At 64.9% G+C, this 21,824-nt stretch carries 16 protein-coding genes and 1 riboswitch; of the genes, 5 read left to right on the plus strand and 11 right to left on the minus strand.

The features are described from left to right. The 9 genes from KF785_16840 to KF785_16880 form a co-directional block, all read right to left on the minus strand. Nucleotides 1-2,929, minus strand: a 2,929-nt coding sequence (locus KF785_16840) for a TonB-dependent receptor (GenBank protein MBX3148434.1), incomplete at its 3' end; no start/stop codon positions are given. A 236-nt stretch (nucleotides 2,930-3,165) separates the two neighbouring features. Beyond that, the gene (locus tag KF785_16845) at nucleotides 3,166-4,509 is read right to left on the minus strand and encodes a hypothetical protein (protein ID MBX3148435.1); all 1,344 of its coding nucleotides are present in this window, start codon (nucleotides 4,507-4,509) and stop codon (nucleotides 3,166-3,168) included. Further along, entirely contained in the window at nucleotides 4,506-5,885 is a 1,380-nt protein-coding gene (locus KF785_16850; protein ID MBX3148436.1) for an amino acid permease, read from the minus strand. Before KF785_16850 ends, KF785_16845 begins: the two co-directional genes overlap by 4 nt. Before the next feature lie 2 nt (nucleotides 5,886-5,887). Continuing rightward, the gene (locus KF785_16855) at nucleotides 5,888-7,582 is read right to left on the minus strand and encodes a hypothetical protein (protein ID MBX3148437.1); all 1,695 of its coding nucleotides are present in this window, start codon (nucleotides 7,580-7,582) and stop codon (nucleotides 5,888-5,890) included. A 104-nt stretch (nucleotides 7,583-7,686) separates the two neighbouring features. Beyond that, nucleotides 7,687-8,502, minus strand: a complete 816-nt coding sequence (locus KF785_16860) for a helix-turn-helix domain-containing protein (protein MBX3148438.1) — start codon at nucleotides 8,500-8,502, stop codon at nucleotides 7,687-7,689. Nucleotides 8,503-8,529: 27 nt separating this feature from the next. Further along, the gene (locus tag KF785_16865; GenBank protein MBX3148439.1) at nucleotides 8,530-9,828 is read right to left on the minus strand and encodes an amidohydrolase family protein; all 1,299 of its coding nucleotides are present in this window, start codon (nucleotides 9,826-9,828) and stop codon (nucleotides 8,530-8,532) included. A 207-nt stretch (nucleotides 9,829-10,035) separates the two neighbouring features. Continuing rightward, a complete protein-coding gene (locus KF785_16870; GenBank protein MBX3148440.1) occupies nucleotides 10,036-10,461 on the minus strand; it encodes a hypothetical protein in 426 nt (141 codons plus the stop codon). Further along, on the minus strand, nucleotides 10,458-11,972 hold the full coding sequence (gene dacB, locus KF785_16875) for a D-alanyl-D-alanine carboxypeptidase/D-alanyl-D-alanine-endopeptidase (protein MBX3148441.1): 1,515 nt from the start codon (nucleotides 11,970-11,972) through the stop codon (nucleotides 10,458-10,460). The genes KF785_16870 and dacB overlap by 4 nt, the downstream gene beginning before the upstream one ends. Before the next feature lie 49 nt (nucleotides 11,973-12,021). Next, the gene (locus KF785_16880; GenBank protein ID MBX3148442.1) at nucleotides 12,022-13,185 is read right to left on the minus strand and encodes an acyl-CoA dehydrogenase; all 1,164 of its coding nucleotides are present in this window, start codon (nucleotides 13,183-13,185) and stop codon (nucleotides 12,022-12,024) included. A 153-nt stretch (nucleotides 13,186-13,338) separates the two neighbouring features. On the opposite strand from KF785_16880, the gene KF785_16885 reads away from it, so the two are divergent. From KF785_16885 to KF785_16895, 3 genes are all read left to right on the plus strand, one after another. Beyond that, nucleotides 13,339-15,201, plus strand: coding sequence for a von Willebrand factor type A domain-containing protein (locus KF785_16885; GenBank protein ID MBX3148443.1), 1,863 nt, complete (start codon nucleotides 13,339-13,341; stop codon nucleotides 15,199-15,201). An 86-nt stretch (nucleotides 15,202-15,287) separates the two neighbouring features. After that, a complete protein-coding gene (locus KF785_16890) occupies nucleotides 15,288-15,707 on the plus strand; it encodes an MliC family protein (protein ID MBX3148444.1) in 420 nt (139 codons plus the stop codon). A gap of 180 nt (nucleotides 15,708-15,887) precedes the next feature. After that, nucleotides 15,888-16,916, plus strand: a complete 1,029-nt coding sequence (locus KF785_16895) for a hypothetical protein (GenBank protein ID MBX3148445.1) — start codon at nucleotides 15,888-15,890, stop codon at nucleotides 16,914-16,916. Here the strand turns inward: KF785_16895 and KF785_16900 are convergent. After that, nucleotides 16,882-18,735 (minus strand): bifunctional homocysteine S-methyltransferase/methylenetetrahydrofolate reductase, encoded by a 1,854-nt coding sequence (locus KF785_16900; protein ID MBX3148446.1) that lies wholly within the window; start codon nucleotides 18,733-18,735, stop codon nucleotides 16,882-16,884. The genes KF785_16895 and KF785_16900 overlap by 35 nt on opposite strands. Before the next feature lie 33 nt (nucleotides 18,736-18,768). Next, a riboswitch (SAM riboswitch) is annotated at nucleotides 18,769-18,841 on the minus strand. 104 nt (nucleotides 18,842-18,945) lie between these two features. Between KF785_16900 and KF785_16905 the strand changes: the two genes are divergently transcribed. Both KF785_16905 and KF785_16910 read left to right on the plus strand, forming a co-directional pair. Continuing rightward, entirely contained in the window at nucleotides 18,946-19,296 is a 351-nt protein-coding gene (locus KF785_16905; protein MBX3148447.1) for a winged helix-turn-helix transcriptional regulator, read from the plus strand. Next, the gene (locus KF785_16910) at nucleotides 19,293-20,180 is read left to right on the plus strand and encodes an SRPBCC domain-containing protein (GenBank protein MBX3148448.1); all 888 of its coding nucleotides are present in this window, start codon (nucleotides 19,293-19,295) and stop codon (nucleotides 20,178-20,180) included. The genes KF785_16905 and KF785_16910 overlap by 4 nt, the downstream gene beginning before the upstream one ends. Nucleotides 20,181-20,204: 24 nt before the next feature. On the opposite strand, the gene KF785_16915 is transcribed toward KF785_16910, so the two are convergent. Then, on the minus strand, nucleotides 20,205-21,824 hold a 1,620-nt coding region (locus KF785_16915), incomplete at its 5' end, for a B12-binding domain-containing protein (protein ID MBX3148449.1).

Below are 21,824 nucleotides of genomic sequence, written 5' to 3' on the forward strand. Positions count from 1 at the left end.
TCCTCGTCAGGGGCGGCGTGTTCGCGTAGCTGGTGGCGCTGAATACGTCCATCACCGCAATGTTGGTTTCAGGATCGATACCGGTGAAATCGGTCCAGGTGCCCAGGTTGTACGCCGACAGCGTAAGGGAGCCCCGCTCGGCTCCAAGCCGACGTACCCAGCGCTCGGGCAGGCTGTAGTTGGCCGAGACCTCGCGCAGCTTGGTGTAGCTGGCATTGGACAGAGCGTAGTTGAGCGAACTCCGCATCTGTGCGCCGGCCACTTCAGGCGTTGTGAACGCGGCGGGGTCGTGCAGCTGGCGGCAGGTGCTGCTCTCGGCGCAGCGGCCCGACATGTCGCCATCGATCATCCAGCGACCCCGGCTGATCTCGACCATGGCCGAGAGTCGAAGCCGGCGCAACAGGGTCAGCGTGGGCGCGAAGGTGCCCGTTGTGGTTGGCAAGCTCCGCTGATGGAAGACGGCAGGCGCGGAGGCGCAGGCCACCGTGCCTCCGCTGCCATTGTCGCACAGCACGTTGACGGCTTGACCACTCGCGTTGATGTCGGCCGAGACGATCTTGGGGCCGAACCACGAAGCGACCGGGTACCCGACCTGGTGGCGGAGGTTACCGAGGGCAATGAAGCCGTTGGGGTTGCCGACTTCGAGCACTCGATCGTTGTTGCGGGCTATGCTGGCCATGAGGTCGAGCGCAGCAGCACGCGACTCGATCAGCTGAGCGCGAACCTGCAGCTCGAAGCCGCGGTTGCGGATCATGCCGAGGTTGGCCAGACGAGTGCCAGGGAACCCGGCGGATGGCGCCAGTTCCTGGGCGACGATGGCGTCGCGGGTCGTCTTACGGTACCAGGTGAAGTCGACCCCGACGCGATCATCCAAGAGTCCGGCTTCGAAGCCGGCTTCGAGTTCCACACCGCGCTCCGGCCTGAGATCCGGATTGCCGACCGCCGATGGTGTCACCGTTGGGTTGCCGTCGCCGCCGGTGGTGGGCAGGTAGCGCCGCAGCGCCGCGAATGCCGCCGGCTGCTGGCCCGACTGTCCGTAGCTGGCACGGAGCCTGAGTGTGTTGATCAGTTTGTCTGGACCGAACGGCTCATCGCTGACAACCCAGGCCAGACCGACCTTGGGGTAGACCGCGGCATCGAAGTCCGACCCGAAGGCGCTGTTGTCGTCGGCGCGAAGCCCGGCGGTCAAGAAAAGGCGTCGCTGCCAAGCAAGCTGTTGTTGGATGAAGGTACCAACCGTGGTATTCGTAATGATACCGTCCTCGCTGACGGAGGTGCGGGCAGTCGATGAGAGCGCTTCGAGGCCGCTGGTTGGGAAGGCATCGCCGCGGGCCGTCTTCCGGCTTTCGACCCGCCGGTACAGTTGGAGACCGACCGACGTCTGTGACTCGATCGATCCCAGTTGTGCGGTTGCTGTGCTGGCAAAGTCGACGGTCGCCGTTCTCGCGCTGCGGTCCTGGATCGTCTTGCTGCCCGCGCCCAGCCCACCTCCGAATATCGCGAGCAGTCGATCTCCCATGCGGGGAATCAGGTTGATGTTGTTCTCGGCGATTCGATCGATGCCAAGATTCAGACGCTGGCTGAGCCAGCCCGTCGGCCGGTGCTCGAGCTGCAGCCCGCCCGTTACTCGATCGAGTCCTTGGGAGAAAAAGAACGCCTCCTGCCAGTCGCGCGGGGCACCGAAGGTCCATCCGCCGCCCGGACTGTCGGCGAGTGCCGGTCGCGCATGGATCAGTGACCAGATCGGTCCTCCGAAGCCGCCGTCGGCAGGAAAGTTGGTCAGCCCCGTGAGGTAGCCGACGTTGGCCGTGACCCGCAGGGAGGGCATCGGCGCGGTGGACAGGTTGAGGCGGCCGCCCGTGCGCCGCATATCGTTGGTCGGATCGATCCCTTCCTGACGCTCGAAGTTGCCGCTCAGGAAGTACTGGAGTGCCTCGGTACCTCCGCTGACGTTGAGACCGTAGGTCTGGTTGTGCCCCGTTCGGAACGGCGACCGACCGGCTGCCTGCTCCCGCTCGACGAAATTGAGCGAGAACGGCTGGCCGGCGGAGTTGCGGGCCCAACCTGGGCCAATCCGCTCCGCAGGGTTGGCAAACCAGCTGGCGCCTTGCGTCGTCACCGCGTCCCAGACGGCCCTTGGCCCCCGGCGGCCCCGCTTGGTAATGATCTGGATCACGCCGTTTGCCGCTTCGGTGCCGTAGAGGGTTGCGGCCGAAGGACCCTTGACGATCTCCATGCTCTCGATGTCTTCAGGGTTGAAGTCATTGAGTCGGGAAACGATCGCAACCGATCGTCCAACCGGACCGCTAGCGGTCGTGTTGTCGACTCGAACGCCATCGACGTAAAGCAGTGGCTGGTCGGTGAGCGAAAGGCTCGCAACCCCGCGGACTTTGACGCGCGGCCCGCCACCCACCACGCCGCCGGGCTGGATGGCAACGACGCCGGCGGCCCGGCCCTGGAGCAAGTCCGTCACCGATCGGGTCGGCGCAATCTCAGCAGCACCAGAGACGTCGACCGTTGAGACCGAGTTGGACAGGGCCCGTCGCTCGGTCGCTCCCGGGGTGCCGGTTACGATCACTTCTTCGAGGTTGATGGCGGTGGCGGCCATGTTGATGCGAATGGCCTGATCGCCGACGCGGACCCGCTGACTGATCGGCCGATAGCCGATCCGCCGCGCCACAAGCTCGAGTTCCGAACCCGACACGTTGTCAAGCCGGAATCGCCCGGCGCGATCGGTGACTGCGGAAACCCCACCCGCAGTTACGACCACGTCCGACAGCGGTTGGAGCGTCTGGCCGTCAAGCACGACGCCCGCGGTTGGCGCCGGTTGCGGCGTTGCGGCCCCCGGGAGGGTTGCGCCGGAAAGGCACAGCCACCCCAGGATTGTGATGGACAGGCGGAGCCGCCCCTGACCCAGTGGCGCTGACATCGATGTTCCCTCCGGTGCGAGCAGGTGGTATGAACGGGAGATCTGCGCCGCGGACGCGGTCCGCAGCTCCGAGAAGGCCCTCAATATCCGCTCCACGCGTACCCAGCGTCTTGCACGCTTTCAAGAGGGGTTGGTACGGAAACCGGGTTGGCCGCTCGGGCTCGGTTTGGTCGACGAAGTTCGCGCCCCCGGACGCCTGGCTGGCGTTCGGAGGCGCGGAATAACAGCCTGCTGCTTCAGGCGTCGAAGCTGTAGCGGATGGAAGGGAACTGGGCCACGAACTCTGCCACCGACGCGGCCACCACGCTGCTCGATCCTTGACGCCGAACCACCTGGCCGATCAGGCCAGCTATCCGAGCCATGTCAGGCTCCTTCATCCCCTGCCGCGTGACCTCCTGGACCGAGAGCCTGGTGCCCAGTTCGGCCTCTCCGTCGACCCCATTGGGCAGGTTAGTCACCGGGATCAGGATGTTTGCGGCCTCGCAGGCCAGGGCGACGGGTAAAGCACCGTAAGCCCTGAGGTCGACCAGAACCTGGTGGGTCTTGGTGAAGCCATGCGCAGCACCCAGCACGTCAAACCCTTCGGCGACCAGAGCCTGGGCCAGGGCCTGGGCATTGGCAACGACTTGGCGGCCGTACGCCGGACCGTGCTCGAGCATTTCGGCAAAAGCATACGCGGTTGCCGCGTAGTGGCCCTGGTCGTGGGTCTGCACAAATGGCGGGAAGGTGAGGTCGAGCATCTGACGGGCAATTTCCGCATCGTTGGTGACGCTGAGACCACCGATCGGCCCACCCATGATTTTGTGCGTTCCTGTCGACATGATGTCGGCGCCCTCGGCGAGCGGATCCTGGAACAGGCCGGCCGAGACGAGCAGGCTGACGTGGGCCGCATCGTAGAGAATCCGAGCCCCAATCTCGTCCGCAAGCTGTCGCAACTCGGCCAGGGGAAAGGGAAACAGGATCTTGGTGCCGCCGATTACGAAGAACTTGGGCCGCACCCGCCGGGCAATCGGTGCCAGCGCATCCACGTCAATGCCAAAGTGGTCTGCCGTCGGGATCGGTTCGACCCTGAGGCCGCGCAGCTTGGGAATAGCCATGGCGTTGTAGTTCCAGTTGGCTCCGCCACGCATGCTCTGGGTCATGATCGTGTCGCCCGGCTCGGTCAGGGCAAACAGGGCCACTGCATTCGCCATCGTGGTGCTGGTCGTCCGCCACTCGACATACTCGGCCCGGAACAAGCGGCGACAGATCGAAATCAGGATCGCCTCGATCTCGTCGATATGGGCGTCGTGGCCGCGGGGCCACTCCTTGGCACCGGGGAAGCCTTCAGTAGCACGCGTCGCCAGGTAACTCGACCGGAGCGCTCGAGCGCCCAGACTGGTCGTGTTTTCGGCGGGCATCAGGTTGAGGCACCGGCTTCGCCATGCATCATGAGTCCAAACCAGCGTGGTAATCCGGTCAGCCAGACTGCGCGGCGAGAGTGTTCGAGTCTCCGCCTCGATGCGGCGGAGCAGAGCGAGGCTTTCCGATGGCATGACGCGATCATTGGTACCAGGGCCGGGGGGGGAGACGAGGCTCATGAAAGCGCGTCCTTCCGTCGGCTGGCTGCCCGACGGGTCCAGTAGAGGTAGAACGGGATGCCCGACAACGTCAGCACAATTCCGACGGCCGATTCGAGCGGTCGCTGGATCAGGGTGTTGATCAGGTACCAGGCGCTGAAGGCGGCAAAGACGAGCGGGGTGAGTGGATAGCCCCAGAGGCGATAGGGCCGGCGGAGGTCAGGCTCATGCTTCCGAAGCATCACAACGGCCCAGACGGCGAGTGCACCGAAAAGAAAATCGACGAAGGCGTAGTAGGTGAGGATCGTCTCGAAGCTACCGGACAGCGCAAACAGTGAGGCCAGCGTTCCCTGGACCAGGATCGCGTTTGCCGGCGTCCGGTAGCGTGGATGGATCCGTTCGAGTGCCTTGAAAAAAAGTCCGTCCTTGGACATCGCGTAGTAGGTGCGCGTGCAGGACAACAGGACGGCGTTGGCAGTGCCAAAAGTTGAGATCATCACGGCCAGCGCAGTCAGGCCGCCACCCACCGGCCCGAGCAGGCGCTCCATGGCCAACGCCGCAGGGCGGGTAGTGGTCTGCAGGTCCTCGAAGGGAAGCACCCGAAGCAGAGCCACGTTGAGCATGAGATAGACGACCAGTACGATGGCGATCCCAGCCAGGATGGAAAGCGGCAGGTTGCGTTCGGGATTCCTCACCTCTCCAGCCACGTAGGCCGAGTAGGTCCATCCGTTGTAGGCAAAAAGCGCCGGGATGAGGGCGGTACCGAATGCAGCCAGGAGACCGCTACCTGATTGGGGCACCGAGGTCACGGTCGCGACGGGCGAGGTTGCCGGGGCTTCGAGCAGCAGACAGACGGCAATCACACCGGCCAGCGCGAGCAGCTTGAGGCCCGTCGCCACGTTCTGAACCGCGCCCGCCAGCCGAACACTGAGATAGTTGATCACGGTAAGGAACAGAATCAGGCCGATGGCAACTACTCGTTTTTCGCCAGGTCCGTACGGGATGACCTGCTCCAGGTAGTATCCTGCATACTCCGCAAAGGCCGTCGCCACGGCGGCGATTGCCCCCGTGAAGGAAGCGAAAAACATGGCCCAGCCGAACAGGAAGGCCAGCGGGCGTGAGCGATATCCTCGCCGCAGGAAGACGTACTGTCCGCCCGTTTCAGGAACCGCGGCTGACAGCTCGGCAAAACAGAGCGCGCCACACGCTGCGATCAGTCCGGCGACGACCCAGACCGCCAGCGCACCTGTCGGAGACCCGATCTCCCGAGCCACGATCGCCGGAGAGATGAAGATTCCGGAGCCAATGATGCCGCCGATCACGATGCTGGTCGTGCCGAGCGGGCCCAGAACCCGGACCAGTCCGCCCTCCTGTGGTGTCTCGGTCCGTTCGGCCACCTCTATCGACCTCGCGCCGCTGCAATGGCCAGGACGGCGTCCAGTGCAGCGTCCCTGCCGGCGAAGTAGTCGACCGACCGGACTGGGATCGGAAGCTCCGGAACGAGTGCCTGGCGGCTGTCCGGCCAGAAGGAGAACTGGTGATACCAGTTGGAAATCGTCACCCGGATGCCGCTGAACGGCAGGGTGAAGAAGTTTGGCCCTTCACCGACGAAGTTGGGGCTCGAACCGGTCGGCTCGCCCACGAAGATGGCGTCGGTAAGGCGGTCGACGTTGGTCGAAAAGTTCTGCGCCGCTGAGAAGGTGTGTCGACTCGTCAGGTAGAACACCCGGCGGTCAGGGTCAGCATCGTGAAACGCACCGATCAGGCGAAGCAGCGGCGGAAAGAGAAAGCTGTTGCCGCCGGTGTTGTGGCGGACGTCGACGATCAGATGCCGCACCGCCGGGTCCGCGATGGCTGCCCGGAGTCTTGGGGCAAAACGAGCCATTGGCTCCTCCGGAAGCTCCGCAACCTGATTGAACTGGAAATAGACGGCCGCGGCTTCGGGCAACGAAGTGAACCAATAGGGTGTCCGCACGTTGCGTAGATAGAGGGGCGTTGCCGTGTTCTCACCTGGTGGCGGGCCAAGCTTTGCCGGCGCGTGACTGTGCAGCGGACCGCCAGCCAGACGAACCTTGCGGGTACGCCCGGCTCGGTCACGTATGGTCAGGCTGACAGAGTCCTCTGAATCCGAAGCGCCGAGGGCATGGAGGTAGTCGAGGATGGTCAGGGTCCAGGCACCGACCCACTTGAGTCCCTGGTCGTTGTCGCGGTTGACCATGGCAGGCAGGTCGGCAATCACCTCTTCCGCGCTGCGCAGTCCGAACCGGATTATCTGGCTTCCGATCAGTTCCGTTCCAGCGTCAGTTCCCCCCACTACATAGACGCCATCGTCAAAGAGGTAGAGCACGAGCGGCAGCTGACGAGCGGCTGGCGGGAGTGCAACCTTGGTATGTCCGTCCTCCAGCGCGACCACCAGTCGTTGCAGCTCGACAGCGAACTGCCGCTCGTTCAGCGAGGGAATCCGCGCCTCGATGGCCGAGACAAGGGAATCGAACCGGGGCGAGAATGCCTGCCGATTGAAGCTGGCGTGAAGCCGCCTCGCCTCGCCGACGAGAAACCGGACATCGTAGCGATATCCCTCTTCGCGCGTAAACGGGCGGTCGGGCAGCATTCCCGCCAGCTCCCGGAACTCGGGGTCGCTGCGGTAGGCTCGGAAAATGGTATCCGTCGCCAGATTGGTGCGAGGGGTATAGCGCCAGCCGAGTGCGCGGCGGATCCAGTCGAAGGCGCCCGCTCGGTCGCCCTGCACGGCAGCCGCCTTGGCCAGCTCGTGCGCGAACCGCTCGCGGAAGAAAAAGGTACCGTGCTCAATGGCTTGGGCTGCCCCGGATGTGAAATCCCGCCGGCCACTCGCATAGAACGAAGCGAAGGCATACTTGTACCACATCTCCCCATCCGTGGGGTGATCGGCGGCAAGCCGCTGGTAGAGGCGAGCCGCCACCGCATGATCGTTGCGTCGGCTGGCGGCGGTTGCGCTGTCGAGCAGCATGAATCGTTCGACCGGTGGGAGCTGCTGGCCAACCAGCAGCGCCGGTACCAGTGATGCGATGATGGAACCACCGATGCGCCATCGGGGGAAGAGAGATCGCTGCATGGGTCCCTCAGACTGTTGCAGGAACGTTCGGCGCCGCTAACGCTATATCACGGACCGCCCGGTGTCTTGTATCCCGGAGGGCGGATCTGGAACGAACGGCGTCCTCAGTCGGGACGCGGCGTTCCAGGGCTGCGACGATACCGGGCCGGTGTAGTCCCGGTGTGCCGCTTGAAGAGGCGGGTAAAGTGACTCTGGTCCGCGAACCCCGCCGTCACAGCGACCTCCGCCAGTGAGCAGTCGGGTCGGGTCATCAGCTGACGGGCGTAATTGATCCGCAAGCTGCGGATATACTCGCCGACCGAACACCCAAATTCCTGCCGGAACACCGCGGTCAGATGCGCCGGGTGAATGCCAACCTCGCCAGCCAGGCGTCGCAGGCCGAGCGGTGCCGTAAACGAATCATGAAGGATGTCGCGTGCCGTTTCGACCCAGGCCGGTCGTCCAGATCGCTGCGCCAGACGGTTGGCGCGAGATGCATGGACCATCAACTCCAGAGCAATGCCCTCAAGCACCAGCCCCGTAAGATCATCCGGCTGCTCGAGCTCGCGGCAGATCCGAAGCCCCAGTTCAAGTAAGGTGCTGTTGACGAAATGCATCGGCGCACTCAAAGCCCGCTCGATGGCGCGATCGCCCTCGAGGCGGAGCGGCGGGACGCCAACCGCCAAATACCGGGCCCCTGTACCACCGACTCGGCACTCGTGCGACTCACCCGCCGGCTTGAAGGTCACGTCGAAGCGACGGCAGGACAGATGCTGTCGCCCGACCGTTTCAGTCAGCGACCCGTCCAGCATGAAGCAGAACTCGGCCATGTCGTGGATGTGCCAGGGCCGCTCCGCATGCGGAGCGTACCCCGCTTCGGTGAGCACAAAGCCCGAAGCCTGTACCTCGTGATAGCCGACTTTACCGGGAATTGCGTCCATGAGCTCTCGGGCGTCGAACGAGTGGCCTCAAGGATACGAGGCAATTAGAGAATCTACCATCCGCCCGAGGTCGGCCCGGGGCAACCAACGCCCGCGAAGCACCACTCCGGCCACTCGTCCGACGTTGCCGATGTCCTGCAACGGGTCGGCGTCGAGCAGCACCAGATCCGCCCGGCTGCCGACGGTGATGGTGCCCCGGTGGGTCGGATCGTCAATAAACGCGGCCGGATTCCGGGTCGCAGTGAGCAGCGCCTCATACGGAGACAGGCCCGCCGCCACAAAGTGTTTGAGCTCCCGATGCAGTGACGGACCCGCAACCACGGCGGGAACACCGACATCCGTCCCCGCCAAGAGTCGGACACCAGCGTCCTGAAAGCCCTTCACCAGTGCTTTGGCGAAGTCGCCCAGGTCCCAGAAGGCAGCAGCATCGGTTGGTTTGAAGGCGCGATGGTACGGATTGGTGCCCGCACCCCACGATCCCCGCATCCCCGGCGGTACCATTCGCATCTCGTCGCCTGCCATCAACTGCGGCAAGCTGTCCAACTGCCGTGGAATGTTGAGGAAGACCTCGAGCGTCGGCGTAATCCAGATTCCTGATTGAGCCACCCTACGCGCCAGGGCTGGAATCTCAGGCAGCAGGTCGCTCGAGCTGCGGCGGTTCTTGGTGGCGTGATGGTTGAAGTGGCCGTACATCACTTCTTCCATGTGTACGATGTTCACCTGACCCGAGGTCAGCGTCGTCTCGAGACACGAGGCACAGAAGCAGACGATTCTGGTAGGCTCGCAGCGGTTGAGCCCGTCCGGACCAAGCCCCCTGACTACATGACCAACGACCGGAATGCCGATCCGCCGAGCGGTGGAGACGATACCCCAGTAAGCCGGGCGGCTCAGCTGATTGTAGACCTTGATGTACTGGTAGCCAGCGGCAGCATCCTCGGTGGCGATCCGCTCGCCGTCGGCAAATGTCAGGGTCGAGTCGTTCCAGATCGGACCTGTCGTCACCATCGTGGGGCCGAGCCTGACACCTGTGGCAAACTGCTCCCGAAGCCGGAGATGGTCCGGAGAGCCGCGCATATTGAAGACGGTAGTGACTCCGTGAGCTACGAAGAGAAGCCCCAATGCCCCGTTGACTGAGTCGCTCCGCCCAAAGTGGACGTGCATGTCGGCAAGCCCGGGTATCAAATACTTCCCCCGCCCGTCGACCCGGCGGACGCCGCTCGGAATGGCAACCTCTGATTCCGGACCGACTCGAACGACCATCCCGTTGGCAATCAGGACCGTCTGCGCCGGCCGGCGCAGGCTGTCGTTCATCGTGAGGGTAGTCACGTTGACGATGGCGACAGGTTCCGAAGTAGTGGTCTGAGGGGGATTCTGAGCGCCGAGTACGATTGCGCTCAGCAGACAGTAACAGCCCAATGCACCCATGAAGCCATCCCGGAAAAGCAGGCGAGCCCCGCGGCTGCGGGGCATCGGATCAGCATAGAAGATCGGGAGACGATCGTCCGATGTCTTGAACGATTGACGGGTAGGATCCTACCGGCGAAGTGTAAAACGACCGCTGGCGGCTTTGGGGCCGCCAACCCAGCGCCATTCACCCTCGATCGCGCCGACCTTCCAGGTGCCGGTCAACTCCGCCTGACCGGATTCGCCGTTAGGATTGAGGACGATGCGCACGGCATCGCCGCGGGTGGCTTGTAGAGTTGCCGGCGCCGCGTCGGGCCCCAGTCCGACAGTGGAGAAGGGAATCCGGTAGCTGCCCCGAACCGGCTGGCCCGGGCGCCCCGCTACCGCCACGATGGTTCCCGTCACCGTCTTGGTTCCGCCGGCACCGTCGTCGACCGTAAAGCTTGCCGTCCACCGACCCGCCAAGCCGGCATCCTGGGCTACCGCGCCCAGGCTCACACCGACCGAGACCAGCAACGTCATCAGCGCAGCAAGCGCCCACCGCCGTCGGCTCATCGATCGCCCCTCGGCTCCCCGCCAAAGACGTCAGCGGCAGCCGAATCGGACGGAATCACGATTCCCTCGGCGCCCAGCTGGCGGAACAAAGTCCACTGTGCTTGCCGGGCAGCTGAGACGCTTGCCCCGTTGTAGATCAGCGAGATCACCAGCACCCCGTCCGGTCGACCCAGGTACCCGACCAGCGACGCCACGTTGCCGAGGGTGCCAGTCTTGGCGCGAACGATGCCGCTCTGCGGCAGCCCGGTGGCCAGGCGCCGCAAGGTTCCGGACCCGTTGGCCGGGAGCAGCATCGGAAAATTCCGGCCCCCAGGGTACTGGGGGAATCGGGCCAGGTAGGATACGAACGTCATGGGCGACACCCGATTGAGATCGGAAAGGCCGCTGCCGTCCACGATTCGGACCCCGGTATAGTCGCCCGTGACCTGCTGCACATGTGCGGTAAGACGATCGGCCGGGGTCGGATCACCACGCGTGGCCCAATGAAGGAGCAATTCCGCACCGAGGTTGAGACTGCGTCGGTTCACTTCACTTGCCACCGAGTCGAAGACGGGGGACTGAACCTCCGCCATCACCGTCGTTCCCGGGAGCGCCGACCCGATCGCGTCACTTGGCGTCCACTCGATTCCGGCCTGCTCGAGCGCGTGAGACCACATCGCCTCCAGCAGAACTCGGGTGTCGGTAGCGGCACGGGCCAGGCCTCGCGCCCGCGCGCGGACGCCCAGAGTGCCAGCGACACGATAGCGCCCGTCAGGCAGTGTTTCGATCCGCAGCTGCGAGCGGCTGCCCGCGACTGTCTTGGCCGTGACCGTGAACAGACGCGCCGCGCCCGCAGGAGCCGTCGAGGCCAGCCGCACCGGCTGGCCAACCCGTCCCGGAGCAACGGTTGCGACAACCAGATTGTCATGAACGGTCAGGTTGCCGACCGGCGGCGCAAAGACGCGCCCCTGATGCCGAGCCGACCAGGTGGCCGGGAAGATGGCATCGGCCTCGCCGCTGGCGCTGACGACCGTGAGCTGGCCCAGCAGGCGGCGGATTCCTCGATCGGACAGCTGAACCGCGAGGTCCGTCAGGCTCGTGACGACCGCTCCCTGGTGCTCGAGACTCGGGTCGCCGTTCAATTCCAGCGCCCAGGTGCCCTGCCAGATGCCCGTAGCCGGATCGACCCGGCCATCGCCGACAACGCGGGTCGAGTTCCGGGCATCGCTGCCAAGCACGCTGCGGGCAAACCCGGTTGTGAGAACTTTGATGGTGGAAGCGGGGATCAATGGGCGGGTAGGCTGGATACCCCAGACGAGACGACCCTGTTGGTCGCCAACCGCAACCCCCCAGGTGCCTGGAGCCCGTCGATTCGCCTCCGCGAACCACGACTCGAGCTGAGTGCTGAGCGTTGCCGGGGCCGCTGCCGGAACGGTAGCCGAGGGGCGGGCAGCCGAAGTCTGAGCGGCAACGGGGCCGCTGACGGCCAGGAGGCCGCTGACTCCAATCCATCCCCATGATCTTCCCGCCATTACCCCGCCCTTCCCGCGGGGTAAGACGGCCGCGGATCCGAAACTGTCACTATCGCAACATTGCCTTCGCGATGGTCTGCAACTGCATGTTGCTGGTACCCTCATAAATCGTGCCAATTTTGGCGTCGCGATAGAACTTCTCCGCCGGGTACTCCTTGGAGTAGCCATATCCGCCAAAGAGTTCGAGCGCCTGACCGGCAATCCGATTGGCGACCTGAGACGAGAACAGCTTGGCCATCGCGGCTTCTTCGGTAAATGGCAGCGACTGATCTTTGAGCCGCGCCGCATTATAGACCAGCAGGCGCGCAGCCTCCAGTTCGACTTTCATTTGCGCGATCTGAAACTGCACGCCCTGGAAGTCGGCGATCGCTTTGCCGAACTGCTTCCGTTCCTGAATGTACTGCACACAGGCGTCGAGCGCTCCCTGCGCAATACCGATCATCTGCGCGCCGATCCCGATTCGACCCTCGTTCAGGGTTTCGATCGCCACCTTGTAGCCGACCCCGACAGGACCGAGCACGTTGGCCGCAGGGACCTTACAGCTCTCGAGGATGAGTTCCGTGGTGCTGGAGGCCCGAATGCCGAGCTTGTTCTCCTTTTTGCCGACCGAGAAGCCGGGGAAATCGCGCTCGACCAGGAAGGCGGTGATGCCCTTGTAGCCCTTGGAAAAGTCGGTGTTGGCAAAGACGATGAAGATCCCGGCCTCTGCTCCGTTGGTGATCCAGAACTTGCGACCCGTCAACTCCCAGTCGTCGCCGACCTTTTCGGCCTTGCACTGGAGCGCAAACGCATCGCTGCCGCTGGCCGGCTCGGACAGAGCATACGCGCCGAGCAGGTCAGTCAGCGTGCGAGGAAAGAGGCGCGCCTTCTGCTCGTCGCTGGCCCAGCGCAGGATGGCGTTGTTGAAGAGCGTGTTGTGAACGTCGACGTATATGGCCGCAGACGCATCGACCCGAGCCAGCTCTTCGATTGCCAGCGTGGCCATGAAGATCGAACCGCCGGCTCCGCCGTACTCTTCCGGCACCTCGATGCCCATCAGCCCAAGCTCGAAAAACTTGGCAATCAGGTCCGGCCGGAACTTGCCCGCCTCGTCCATTTCCATGACGTGCGGCTTGACCTCTGTCTCGGCAAAATCGCGCACCGTATCACGGAACAACTGCTCTTCTTCCGAAAGGACGGACAACGCGGGCGAAGGTGCTGCGATGCTGGACATAACGGACTCCACAAGTGATCGTCGGGGAACCTCTTAACATAGCGAGACCGGCGGCTCTCGGTGAAGGCGTCCCCGCGCCTCCTTTCGCCGTCCGCGAACTGTGCAACTCCGCGCCATGAGGGCATCTCCCGGACCCCACATTATGGAGACCCCATGCGAGGCACCACGTCGTTGGCCCTGTTGGCAGGACTGTTCCTGGGTATGTCCCCCGATACCGGGGGGCGCCCGGATGGTACCATCGAGGGTTTCGTCCGCGATCCCAGCGCCGCGCCGATACCGGGGGCCGTGGTGGCCATCGTGGGCACCGGTTCCCGGGTGACGACCGACCGGGCCGGCCGCTATGTCCTGACGGGCGTGTCCTCTGGCCCCGTCGAACTGACGGTTCGGGCTATCGGCTATGTCCTCGAACGGAGACGGATTGACCTCGGGAGTGGACAGCGCCGAACGGTCGATTTCATCCTGGCGCCAAGCCCGGTGCAGCTCAACGAAAGCGTGGTGAACCAGGCGTACCCGGTCGCGCCGCGAGCCGAGGAGCTGCGCGCTCGCTCGATTACCGGTGCCAAGGCCATGGCCCGTGACTTCGACACGGAGGAATACCGTCATTTCCGTGACAATGACTGGGCCTCGCCCACCCGGCAGCCGCTCTCGACCTTTGCAGTCGACGTCGATGCCGGCAGCTACGGAAACGTGCGTCGCTATCTCAAGGAAGGGCGCCTGCCGCCGAAGGACGCGGTCCGCGTCGAAGAAATGATCAATTACTTCCGCTACGACTATGCACCGCCCCGGAGCGGCCAGCCGATTGCCGTGACAACAGAACTGGCGCGGTCGCCATGGGCGCCCAACCATCGGCTGGCATTGATCGGATTGCAGACCGACCGCCTGGCCGTCGAGAATCTGCCACCGAGCAACCTGGTGTTCCTGATCGACGTCAGCGGCTCGATGTCGAGCCCTGACAAACTGCCGCTCGTCAAGTCGGCCTTTCGTCTCCTGGTCAACGAACTGCGGGACGAGGACCGCGTGGCCATTGTGGTGTACGCTGGCGCCGCCGGGGTTGTGCTGCCGTCGACCCCCGGGCGGGAGAAGACCAGGATCCTCGATGCACTGGAGCAGTTGCAGGCAGGCGGCTCGACCGCCGGTGGCGCCGGGATCAAGCTCGCCTACCGCGTGGCGCGTGAGCACTTTGCCCGCGAGGGCAACAATCGGGTCATTCTGGCGAGCGACGGCGATTTCAACGTCGGCGCCTCGAGTGAAGGAGAGCTGATTCGCTTGATCGAAACCGAACGTCAGGGCGGCGTCTTTCTGACCGTGCTGGGATTCGGAACGGGCAACCTCAAGGACGCCAAGATGGAACTGCTGGCCAACAAGGGTAACGGCCACTACGCCTATATCGACGACCTGCTCGAGGCCAAGAAGGTGTTCGTGCAGGAACTCGGCGCGACGCTCCACACCGTGGCCAAGGATGTCAAGATTCAGGTCGAGTTCAATCCGGCCAGGGTCAAGTCCTACCGGCTGGTGGGCTACGAGAATCGGCTGCTCGCCGACCGCGACTTCAATGACGACACCAAGGACGCCGGCGAAATGGGGGCGGGGCACTCGGTCACGGCGCTCTATGAAATCGTGCCGGTCGACGGCCACGACCGGAGCGGTTCCGTCGATCCACTCAAGTATCAGCGGCCGCGCGCAGGCGGCGACTCCGATGACTGGTTTACCGTCAAGGTTCGCTACCAGCGGCCCGAAGGGTCGCCCAGTCGCCTGATCGAGCACGCCGTGCGGCAGGAGAACGCCCGCCCCTCGGCCGATTTCCGCTTTGCTGCCGCGGTGGCTGGATTCGGAATGCTCCTGCGGGATTCAGAGCACAAGGGCAACACCTCGTTCAGTGGCGTGGTTGCCGCCGCTCGCGGTGCCAAGGGCCACGACGCCGAGGGCTACCGGGCCGAGTTCATCCGACTGGTCGAGATGGCGGCGCGGCTCGGTGTCCCGGGCCGCGAATTCTCGGACGGACGCCTGGATCGGTAGTTGTGCCATTGCGACAGGGTCGGGCCGTCTGTCTATTGGGTAAGGGGCAGGCGGCCCCGCTCCTTTTTGGCTGTGGGAGGTGAACCATGCGAATCCTGATTGCCGTTCTGGTGCTGGGCGGGGCTGCTTGCTCTGCAGGTGCGCCACCGGAGTCGACCCCGGCGCCGCGTCCGGATGTAGCTGTGACTCCGCCTCCTCCGACGGACGCCGAGCGCGCCCCGCCGCCCCCGGTTGCGGAGCCGGATCGAGCCAAACCCTGGCGCGGGGCCGTAACCTACCGCTGCGCCGGTGATCGGATGATCGAGACGGTCTACGCCGACGACGGTACCGTCGAGGTGCGCTGGAATGGGCGCTGGTACACCCTCCGCCCGCAGCAGGCAGCGTCGGGAGCGCTCTATGCCAACAGCTCGCTCCGGTGGCACACCAGGGGCGACGCGGCCAGCCTGGAAGAACGGGGTCGGACGGTGGCGTCGGATTGCGCCGTTCGTTCCCGCGGCTCGAACTGAATCGCGCTGTAATCGCCCCAGTAGCCCCTTTGCTATCCCCTTTCATATCAAGTGGTTACCGGCCCGGGCTCGGGCCGGGTAGCTGAAGTAAGCGTCCTGTAAGCTTTGCGATCGAGATTTGAGTCTGTCGCCGGGCCGAATGGCTCAGCGCAGTTCTCGAATGCGGAAGGCTCGGACGATATGAAGGGGCAGGGATGGCGGATCGGGGCGTGGGCGGGTTTGATGGTCATGGCGGCCGGCGCCTCAGGGTGCGGTGATACGGTCGAGCCGGAGGAACTGGTGGCCGTCATGATCTTCTCCGCAGGGCCGGGGAGCGGCACGGTGACCATCACGCCGTCAGGGACGGCGTGCGCCATCCTGGATGGGACCGCTGGAAACACCTGCGGCGCCGCTGTCGCGGTTGGTGCGAATGTCGTTCTCAGGGCCGTTCCCGCGACGGGACACACCTTTGTCGGATGGGGAGACGATTGCGCCGCCGCGACCACCGATACCTGTACTCTGCGCGCCGATCTGCCGCTCTCGATCACGGTGGCGTTTCAGCCGAACGCTGCCTTGCCCGTCGACCACCTCACCCTGGACCGGAGTCAGCTTCGGCTCGGCCTGGGCCAGTCGGCGGTCCTGATCGCCCGGGTCTTCGGACCTGGCGGCGTCGAGTTGACCGGGCGCGCCGTAGCCTGGTCGACCGATCGGGCCGATGTCGCCCATGTCGTCGATGGGAGCGTGACGCCGGGCGCTTCCGGGACCGCCGTCATCACCGCAGCGAGCGGCGGGAAGACTGTGTCAGCAACCGTCGAGGTCCCGGCGCGTATCGTTCATGACCTCGCGGAGGTCGGCGGGATGGCACTTCCGGGCGTGATGGAGCTGGTCCGAACTCCCGACGATGCGGGGCAACTCTTCGATATCCGGGTTACCGCGACGGGCGGTTGGCTCGAGATCGACACCACCACCAACTGGTATCGGGAGCGGGTTCAGGTTCAGATCGACGTCCGGCTGGTTACCACGCCGGAGCGGCAGTTCGAGTTCGACAGTCGGTCGAGTTGGTTCGACCTGGGTCGAGTGGTGTCGCTGACTCCGGACCAGGGCCGGCTCGTGTCGGAATACCTGCAGGGTCGGGTCGTCGACTACCAGCAGAGCGCAGCCGGGTTCGCGGTGCTGCAGGCGGTTGAGCCCGCCGCTACGCCGGTGCTGTTTCGCTTCGCGCGCCGCTGAGGACGTCCAGCACGACCGGCACCCGTCCGAGTGGCGCCGACACCTGAGCACCCTGGACCCGGTCGCGCACGGCGTTCAGCATCTCGCGCCCGATGGTCACGCCTTCAGCCAGCGCCGCTTCCTTGCCGCGCTCGCTGGCTCTCCGCATCCGGTCCAGGATTTCCTGAGGCACAGTTACCCCAGGTACCTCGTTAGCCAGGAACTCCGCATTGCGGAGCGACACTAACGGCCAGATCCCGGCGATGATCGGTAGCCGGAATGATTCGACCTGTTTGAGGAAGCGGTCGAGCTGTTCCAGGTCGAAGACCGGCTGTGTAATGGCAAACTCGGCGCCGGCTTCGACCTTCCAGGCCAGGCGGCGGAGCTCGCGGTCGGGGTCGACCGCGGCCGGATTGACACCCACGCCGATCACGAACTTGGTGGGCTGACCGAGCGGGTTCCGGCCGGGGTCGAGACCGCGGTTCAGCTGACTCACCAGGTTGGCAAGGCCGATGCTGTCGATGTCGAAGACGGCGGTCGCGTCAGGATACGGTCCCATCTTGGGCGGGTCGCCGGTGACGAGGAGCAGGTTCCTGAGGCCCGCCGCCGCTGCGCCGAGCAGGTCGCTCAGCATGCCGAGCAGGTTGCGATCGCGACAGGCGTAGTGGACCACCGATTCGATGCCCACCTGCTGCTCGATCATCAGTCCCGACAGCAGCGCACCCATTCGACTCTGGGCCCTGGGACCATCGGGCACATTGACCGCATCGACCCCCGCCTGCTTGAGCGCCCGGCACTGGTCCAGCATCGGGGTCGGGTCGGTGCCGCGCGGCGGCACGATTTCTACCGTCGTGATGAACTCGCCGTGCGCCAGCTTGGCACCATAGCGTGATCGCTCGGCCAGCGGTGTCGGCTCCACTCCGCCGGTTACGCGCTCCGCAGGCCCCGTGACTACCACCTGGTGCGGCGCGACCGACTTGACGTAGCTCTTGATGGTCTTGATGTGGTCGGGGGTCGTGCCGCAGCAACCGCCGACGAACCGGGCTCCAGCCTCCACCATCCGGCGGGCATACTCGGCCATGTACTCGGGGCTCGCCATGTAGATCTTGCGATCGCCCACCTCGCGCGGCAGCCCGGCGTTGGGCTGGGCCGAAATCGGGACGCGGACGATCGGCGCGAGTCGCTCGACCACTTCGAGGATCGTCTGCGGACCGACCGAACAGTTCACGCCGATCACATCGGCTCCGGCCGCTTCGAGGGCAGGGCCGAAAGCCTCGGGTTCGCTGCCGTAGGCCGTCCGTCCATCCTGCCCGACGGTCATCTGAACCACGATCGGCAGACTGCTGACGCGTCGGATGCCGGTCAGGGCTGCCCGGGCCTCTTCCAGATCGCTGAACGTTTCGAGGATGAAGCCGTCGACGCCACCGGCGACGAGGCCGGCCGCTTGCCGCGCAAACGCCGCCTCCGCCTCCGAGACCGCGGTTTCGCCGAACGGCTCCAGCCGCACCCCCAGCGGCCCGATGGCGCCGACGACCGCGGCGCGACCGTCGGCGGCCTCGCGGGCCACCACCGCGGCGGCGGTGTTGAGTCGCTCAGTGTCGTCGGCCAGGCCGTAATGGGCCAGCTTGAAGGGGTTGGCGCCGAAGGTATTCGTCTCGATCACCTCGGCGCCGCTCCGGACATACTCGCGATGGATGTCGCGGACCAGGTCCGGCTGGCGCGCGGCGAGTTCGTCGAAGCAGACGTTGAGGAAGACACCGCGCCCGTACAGCATCGTTCCCATCGCGCCGTCGAAGACATGGACGGCACCATCGGCTATCAGATCTTTGAGCGTCGGCATCGGAGCCCTCCGAAAACGCGAAACCCGAGGCTAAAACGGCCTCGGGCGGCGTTTTAGCGTTTGTTTAACGTGGCCGCAATCAGCGCAAATCACCACGAGTCTCAAGGGGCAAGCTAATGCCAGAGAGCAGGGGACGCCATCGGCGTGTATGGGCTGCAGAGCGCGCTGCGGCCTTGACGTGCGAAGCCGTCGGCTGCATTATGTAACCCAATGGTTACGCAAGCCTCCGGCCCTGTTTTCGGCGCCATTGCCGATCCGACCCGCCGCGCCATTCTGGATGCCCTGCGCGAGGGCCCCCTGGCGGCCGGAGACATTGCCAACCTCTTCCCGGTCAGCCGGCCGGCCGTGTCGCGTCACCTCAGGGTGCTTCGTCAGGCGGGACTCCTGAGGGAACGGCGGGTGGCCCAGTCCCGGATCTACGCCCTCGATCCGGAGCCGCTCCAACGGGTCGAACAGTGGTTGTCGCACTACCGGGTCTTCTGGGCTGCCCGGCTGATGGACCTCAAACGGCATCTCGAATCCGAGCATGCTCGCACCTCCGAAAGGAAGAGCCGCCGATGACCTGGGTCCACGAGTCTTCAACGCAACTGATGGCGTCGCCCGAGCGCATCTATCGCGCGCTGGTCGATGGGGGGGAACTCCGCGCCTGGTTTGCGGAGCACGCCGAGATCGTGCCGAGCCTGGGTGGAAGCTACCGGTTCTGGGGGCGGCACACCCTTGGCCTGCCTGGTCCGCAGGACGCCGATCAGCGAATCCTGCGGCTCGAAACCGATCGAGCGCTGACCTTCAGCTGGCGTCTCCTGGGTGTGCCGACGGAGGTCTCGATCGCACTCGCTGCGGTGCCGGCGGAGCCGTCGGCCCCCGGTCCCATGACATCAGTCACCCTGCATCACCGCGGCGAGCGGCCACTGGGTCAGCCTCGCGAAAAGGAACTGATCGACGATTTCTGGAAGCTGTCGTTCGGCAACCTCGGTGCGCATCTGACGGGTGCGGAGCTGCTGCGTCCCGACTTTGGCGACCCCTCGCCGGAGATTCGATATAGCATTCTGATCGATGCGCCCCCTGCGGTCGTCTTTCAGGCGCTGATCGACCCTGCGTCCCTGAATCGATGGATCGCCGCTGCGGCTGTCGTCGAGCCCCGGGTTGGCGGACGCTTCGAGTTCGGCTGGAAGTATCAGATCGATGGTCGGGATGTGACCGGCGGGCCGACCCGGATTCTGGAGCTGGAACCGGATCGTCGTCTGGTGGTGGATTGGCCGGACTGGCGCGGTGACACCACCGTTCGGGTCCAGCGGCTCAGCTTCGAGCTGGAACCGGTCGGTCCGCAAACCCGGGTCACCCTGGTTCATTCCGGTTTCGAACGGGCGGCCGACATCAGCGACTATCCGTTCGGGTGGGGCCACTTCCTCAGTCAGCTCGTGCTGGTGGCCACCGGTCAGCGATAGACGGGCAGCCGTGCTCTCCGACAGTCAACTGCGCTGGTACCCCAGATTGGGTGCCAGCCAGCGCTCGGCCTCGCCAACCGTGAGACCCTTCCGCCGTGCATAGTCCTCGACCTGGTCCCGGCCGATCTTACCGACACCGAAGTACTGCGCCTCGGGTCGCCAGAAGTAGTACCCGCTGACTGCTGCGGTCGGGTACATCGCAAAGCTTTCGGTCAGCTCGATTCCCGCGTTCGTCGGCGCATCGAGCAGCTCGAACAGGGTGCCCTTCTCGGTGTGCTCCGGGCACGCAGGGTAGCCGGGCGCCGGGCGAATGCCCTGATACTTCTCCCGGATCAGATCCTCGTTGCTCAGGGTCTCGGCAGGTGCGTATCCCCACAGCTCGCGACGAACCAGCTCGTGCATCGTCTCGGCGAAGGCTTCCGCCAGTCGGTCGGCGAGGGCTTTGGCCATGATGGCCCGATAGTCGTCGTGGTCGCGCTCGAACTCGGCGACGATCGGTTCGAGCCCGATCCCCGCGGTGACGGCAAAGCCGCCGACATAATCGCGCAGCCCGGTGGCTTTCGGCGCGACGAAATCAGCCAGGGCCAGGTTGGGCCGGCTGCCGCTCTTGCGGTGCTGCTGGCGAAGGGTGCGAATCGTTGCCGTGGTCGCCGTCCCGGACTCGTCCGCATAGAGCTCGATATCATCGCCCGTGGCGTTGGCCGGCCAGAAGCCCACCACGCCGCGCGCGGTCAGCAGACCGTCGGCCACGATTCGGTCGAGCAGGGTGCCGGCGTCGCGAAACAGGTCTCTTGCTGTGCGTCCGACTACGGGGTCGGACAGGATTGTGGGGTAGTGCCCGGCCAGCTCCCAGGTCTGGAAGAATGGGGTCCAGTCGATTCGCTCGACCAGCGTGGCAAGCGGAAAGCTGTCGAAGGCGCGCACGCCGAGAAAGCTCGGGCGGGGAACAGGCACGGTCAGGTCGAGCACCAGGCGGTTGGCTCGGGCTTCCTCGAGCGTAATGGCCTTGTCGCCCTCGCTCTTGCCGGCCCGCGCCGTGCGGATCCCGGCATACTCCGTACGCGTGTTCTTCACCAGGTCCGTCTTGAGCGTGTCGCTTACCAGGCTGCCGGCAACCCCGACGGCGCGAGAGGCGTCGAGCACGTGAATCACCGGGCCGGAATAGCAGGGCTCGATCTTGACTGCCGTGTGGGCCTTCGAAGTCGTTGCGCCGCCGATCAGGAGCGGCAGGGAAAATCCCTGCCGCTCCATCTCGCCGGCGACCAGGCACATCTCTTCCAGCGAAGGCGTGATGAGGCCTGACAGCCCGATCAAATCGACGCCTTCCTTGACCGCCGTTTCCAGGATCCTGGGTGAAGGGACCATCACGCCGAGATCGATCACTTCGAAGTTATTGCACTGCAAGACGACCCCAACGATGTTCTTGCCGATGTCATGAACATCGCCCTTGACCGTCGCGAGCAGGACCTTGCCTTTGGCGCGCTGTCCCTCGCTCTTCTCCGCCTCGATGAACGGAATCAGGTAAGCGACCGCCTTTTTCATGACCCGGGCGCTCTTGACGACCTGGGGCAGGAACATCTTGCCGGCACCGAAGAGATCGCCGACGACGTTCATGCCGTCCATCAGCGGACCTTCGATCACCTC

This window comes from Gemmatimonadales bacterium, assembly GCA_019637315.1.
In the GTDB taxonomy this organism is placed as follows: domain Bacteria; phylum Gemmatimonadota; class Gemmatimonadetes; order Gemmatimonadales; family GWC2-71-9; genus SHZU01.

Excerpts from the sequence above, each read along its gene's own strand:
- KF785_16885 (MBX3148443.1), top strand. The coding sequence starts at position 13,339 with ATGCGAGGCACCACGTCGTTGGCCCTGTTGGCAGGACTGTTCCTGGGT.
- KF785_16860 (MBX3148438.1), bottom strand. The coding sequence starts at position 8,502 with ATGGACGCAATTCCCGGTAAAGTCGGCTATCACGAGGTACAGGCTTCG.
- KF785_16890 (MBX3148444.1), top strand. The coding sequence starts at position 15,288 with ATGCGAATCCTGATTGCCGTTCTGGTGCTGGGCGGGGCTGCTTGCTCT.
- KF785_16880 (MBX3148442.1), bottom strand. The coding sequence starts at position 13,185 with ATGTCCAGCATCGCAGCACCTTCGCCCGCGTTGTCCGTCCTTTCGGAA.
- KF785_16910 (MBX3148448.1), top strand. The coding sequence starts at position 19,293 with ATGACCTGGGTCCACGAGTCTTCAACGCAACTGATGGCGTCGCCCGAG.
- KF785_16845 (MBX3148435.1), bottom strand. The coding sequence starts at position 4,509 with ATGAGCCTCGTCTCCCCCCCCGGCCCTGGTACCAATGATCGCGTCATG.
- KF785_16870 (MBX3148440.1), bottom strand. The coding sequence starts at position 10,461 with ATGAGCCGACGGCGGTGGGCGCTTGCTGCGCTGATGACGTTGCTGGTC.
- KF785_16895 (MBX3148445.1), top strand. The coding sequence starts at position 15,888 with ATGAAGGGGCAGGGATGGCGGATCGGGGCGTGGGCGGGTTTGATGGTC.
- KF785_16855 (MBX3148437.1), bottom strand. The coding sequence starts at position 7,582 with ATGCAGCGATCTCTCTTCCCCCGATGGCGCATCGGTGGTTCCATCATC.
- KF785_16900 (MBX3148446.1), bottom strand. The coding sequence starts at position 18,735 with ATGCCGACGCTCAAAGATCTGATAGCCGATGGTGCCGTCCATGTCTTC.
- KF785_16905 (MBX3148447.1), top strand. The coding sequence starts at position 18,946 with ATGGTTACGCAAGCCTCCGGCCCTGTTTTCGGCGCCATTGCCGATCCG.
- dacB (MBX3148441.1), bottom strand. The coding sequence starts at position 11,972 with ATGGCGGGAAGATCATGGGGATGGATTGGAGTCAGCGGCCTCCTGGCC.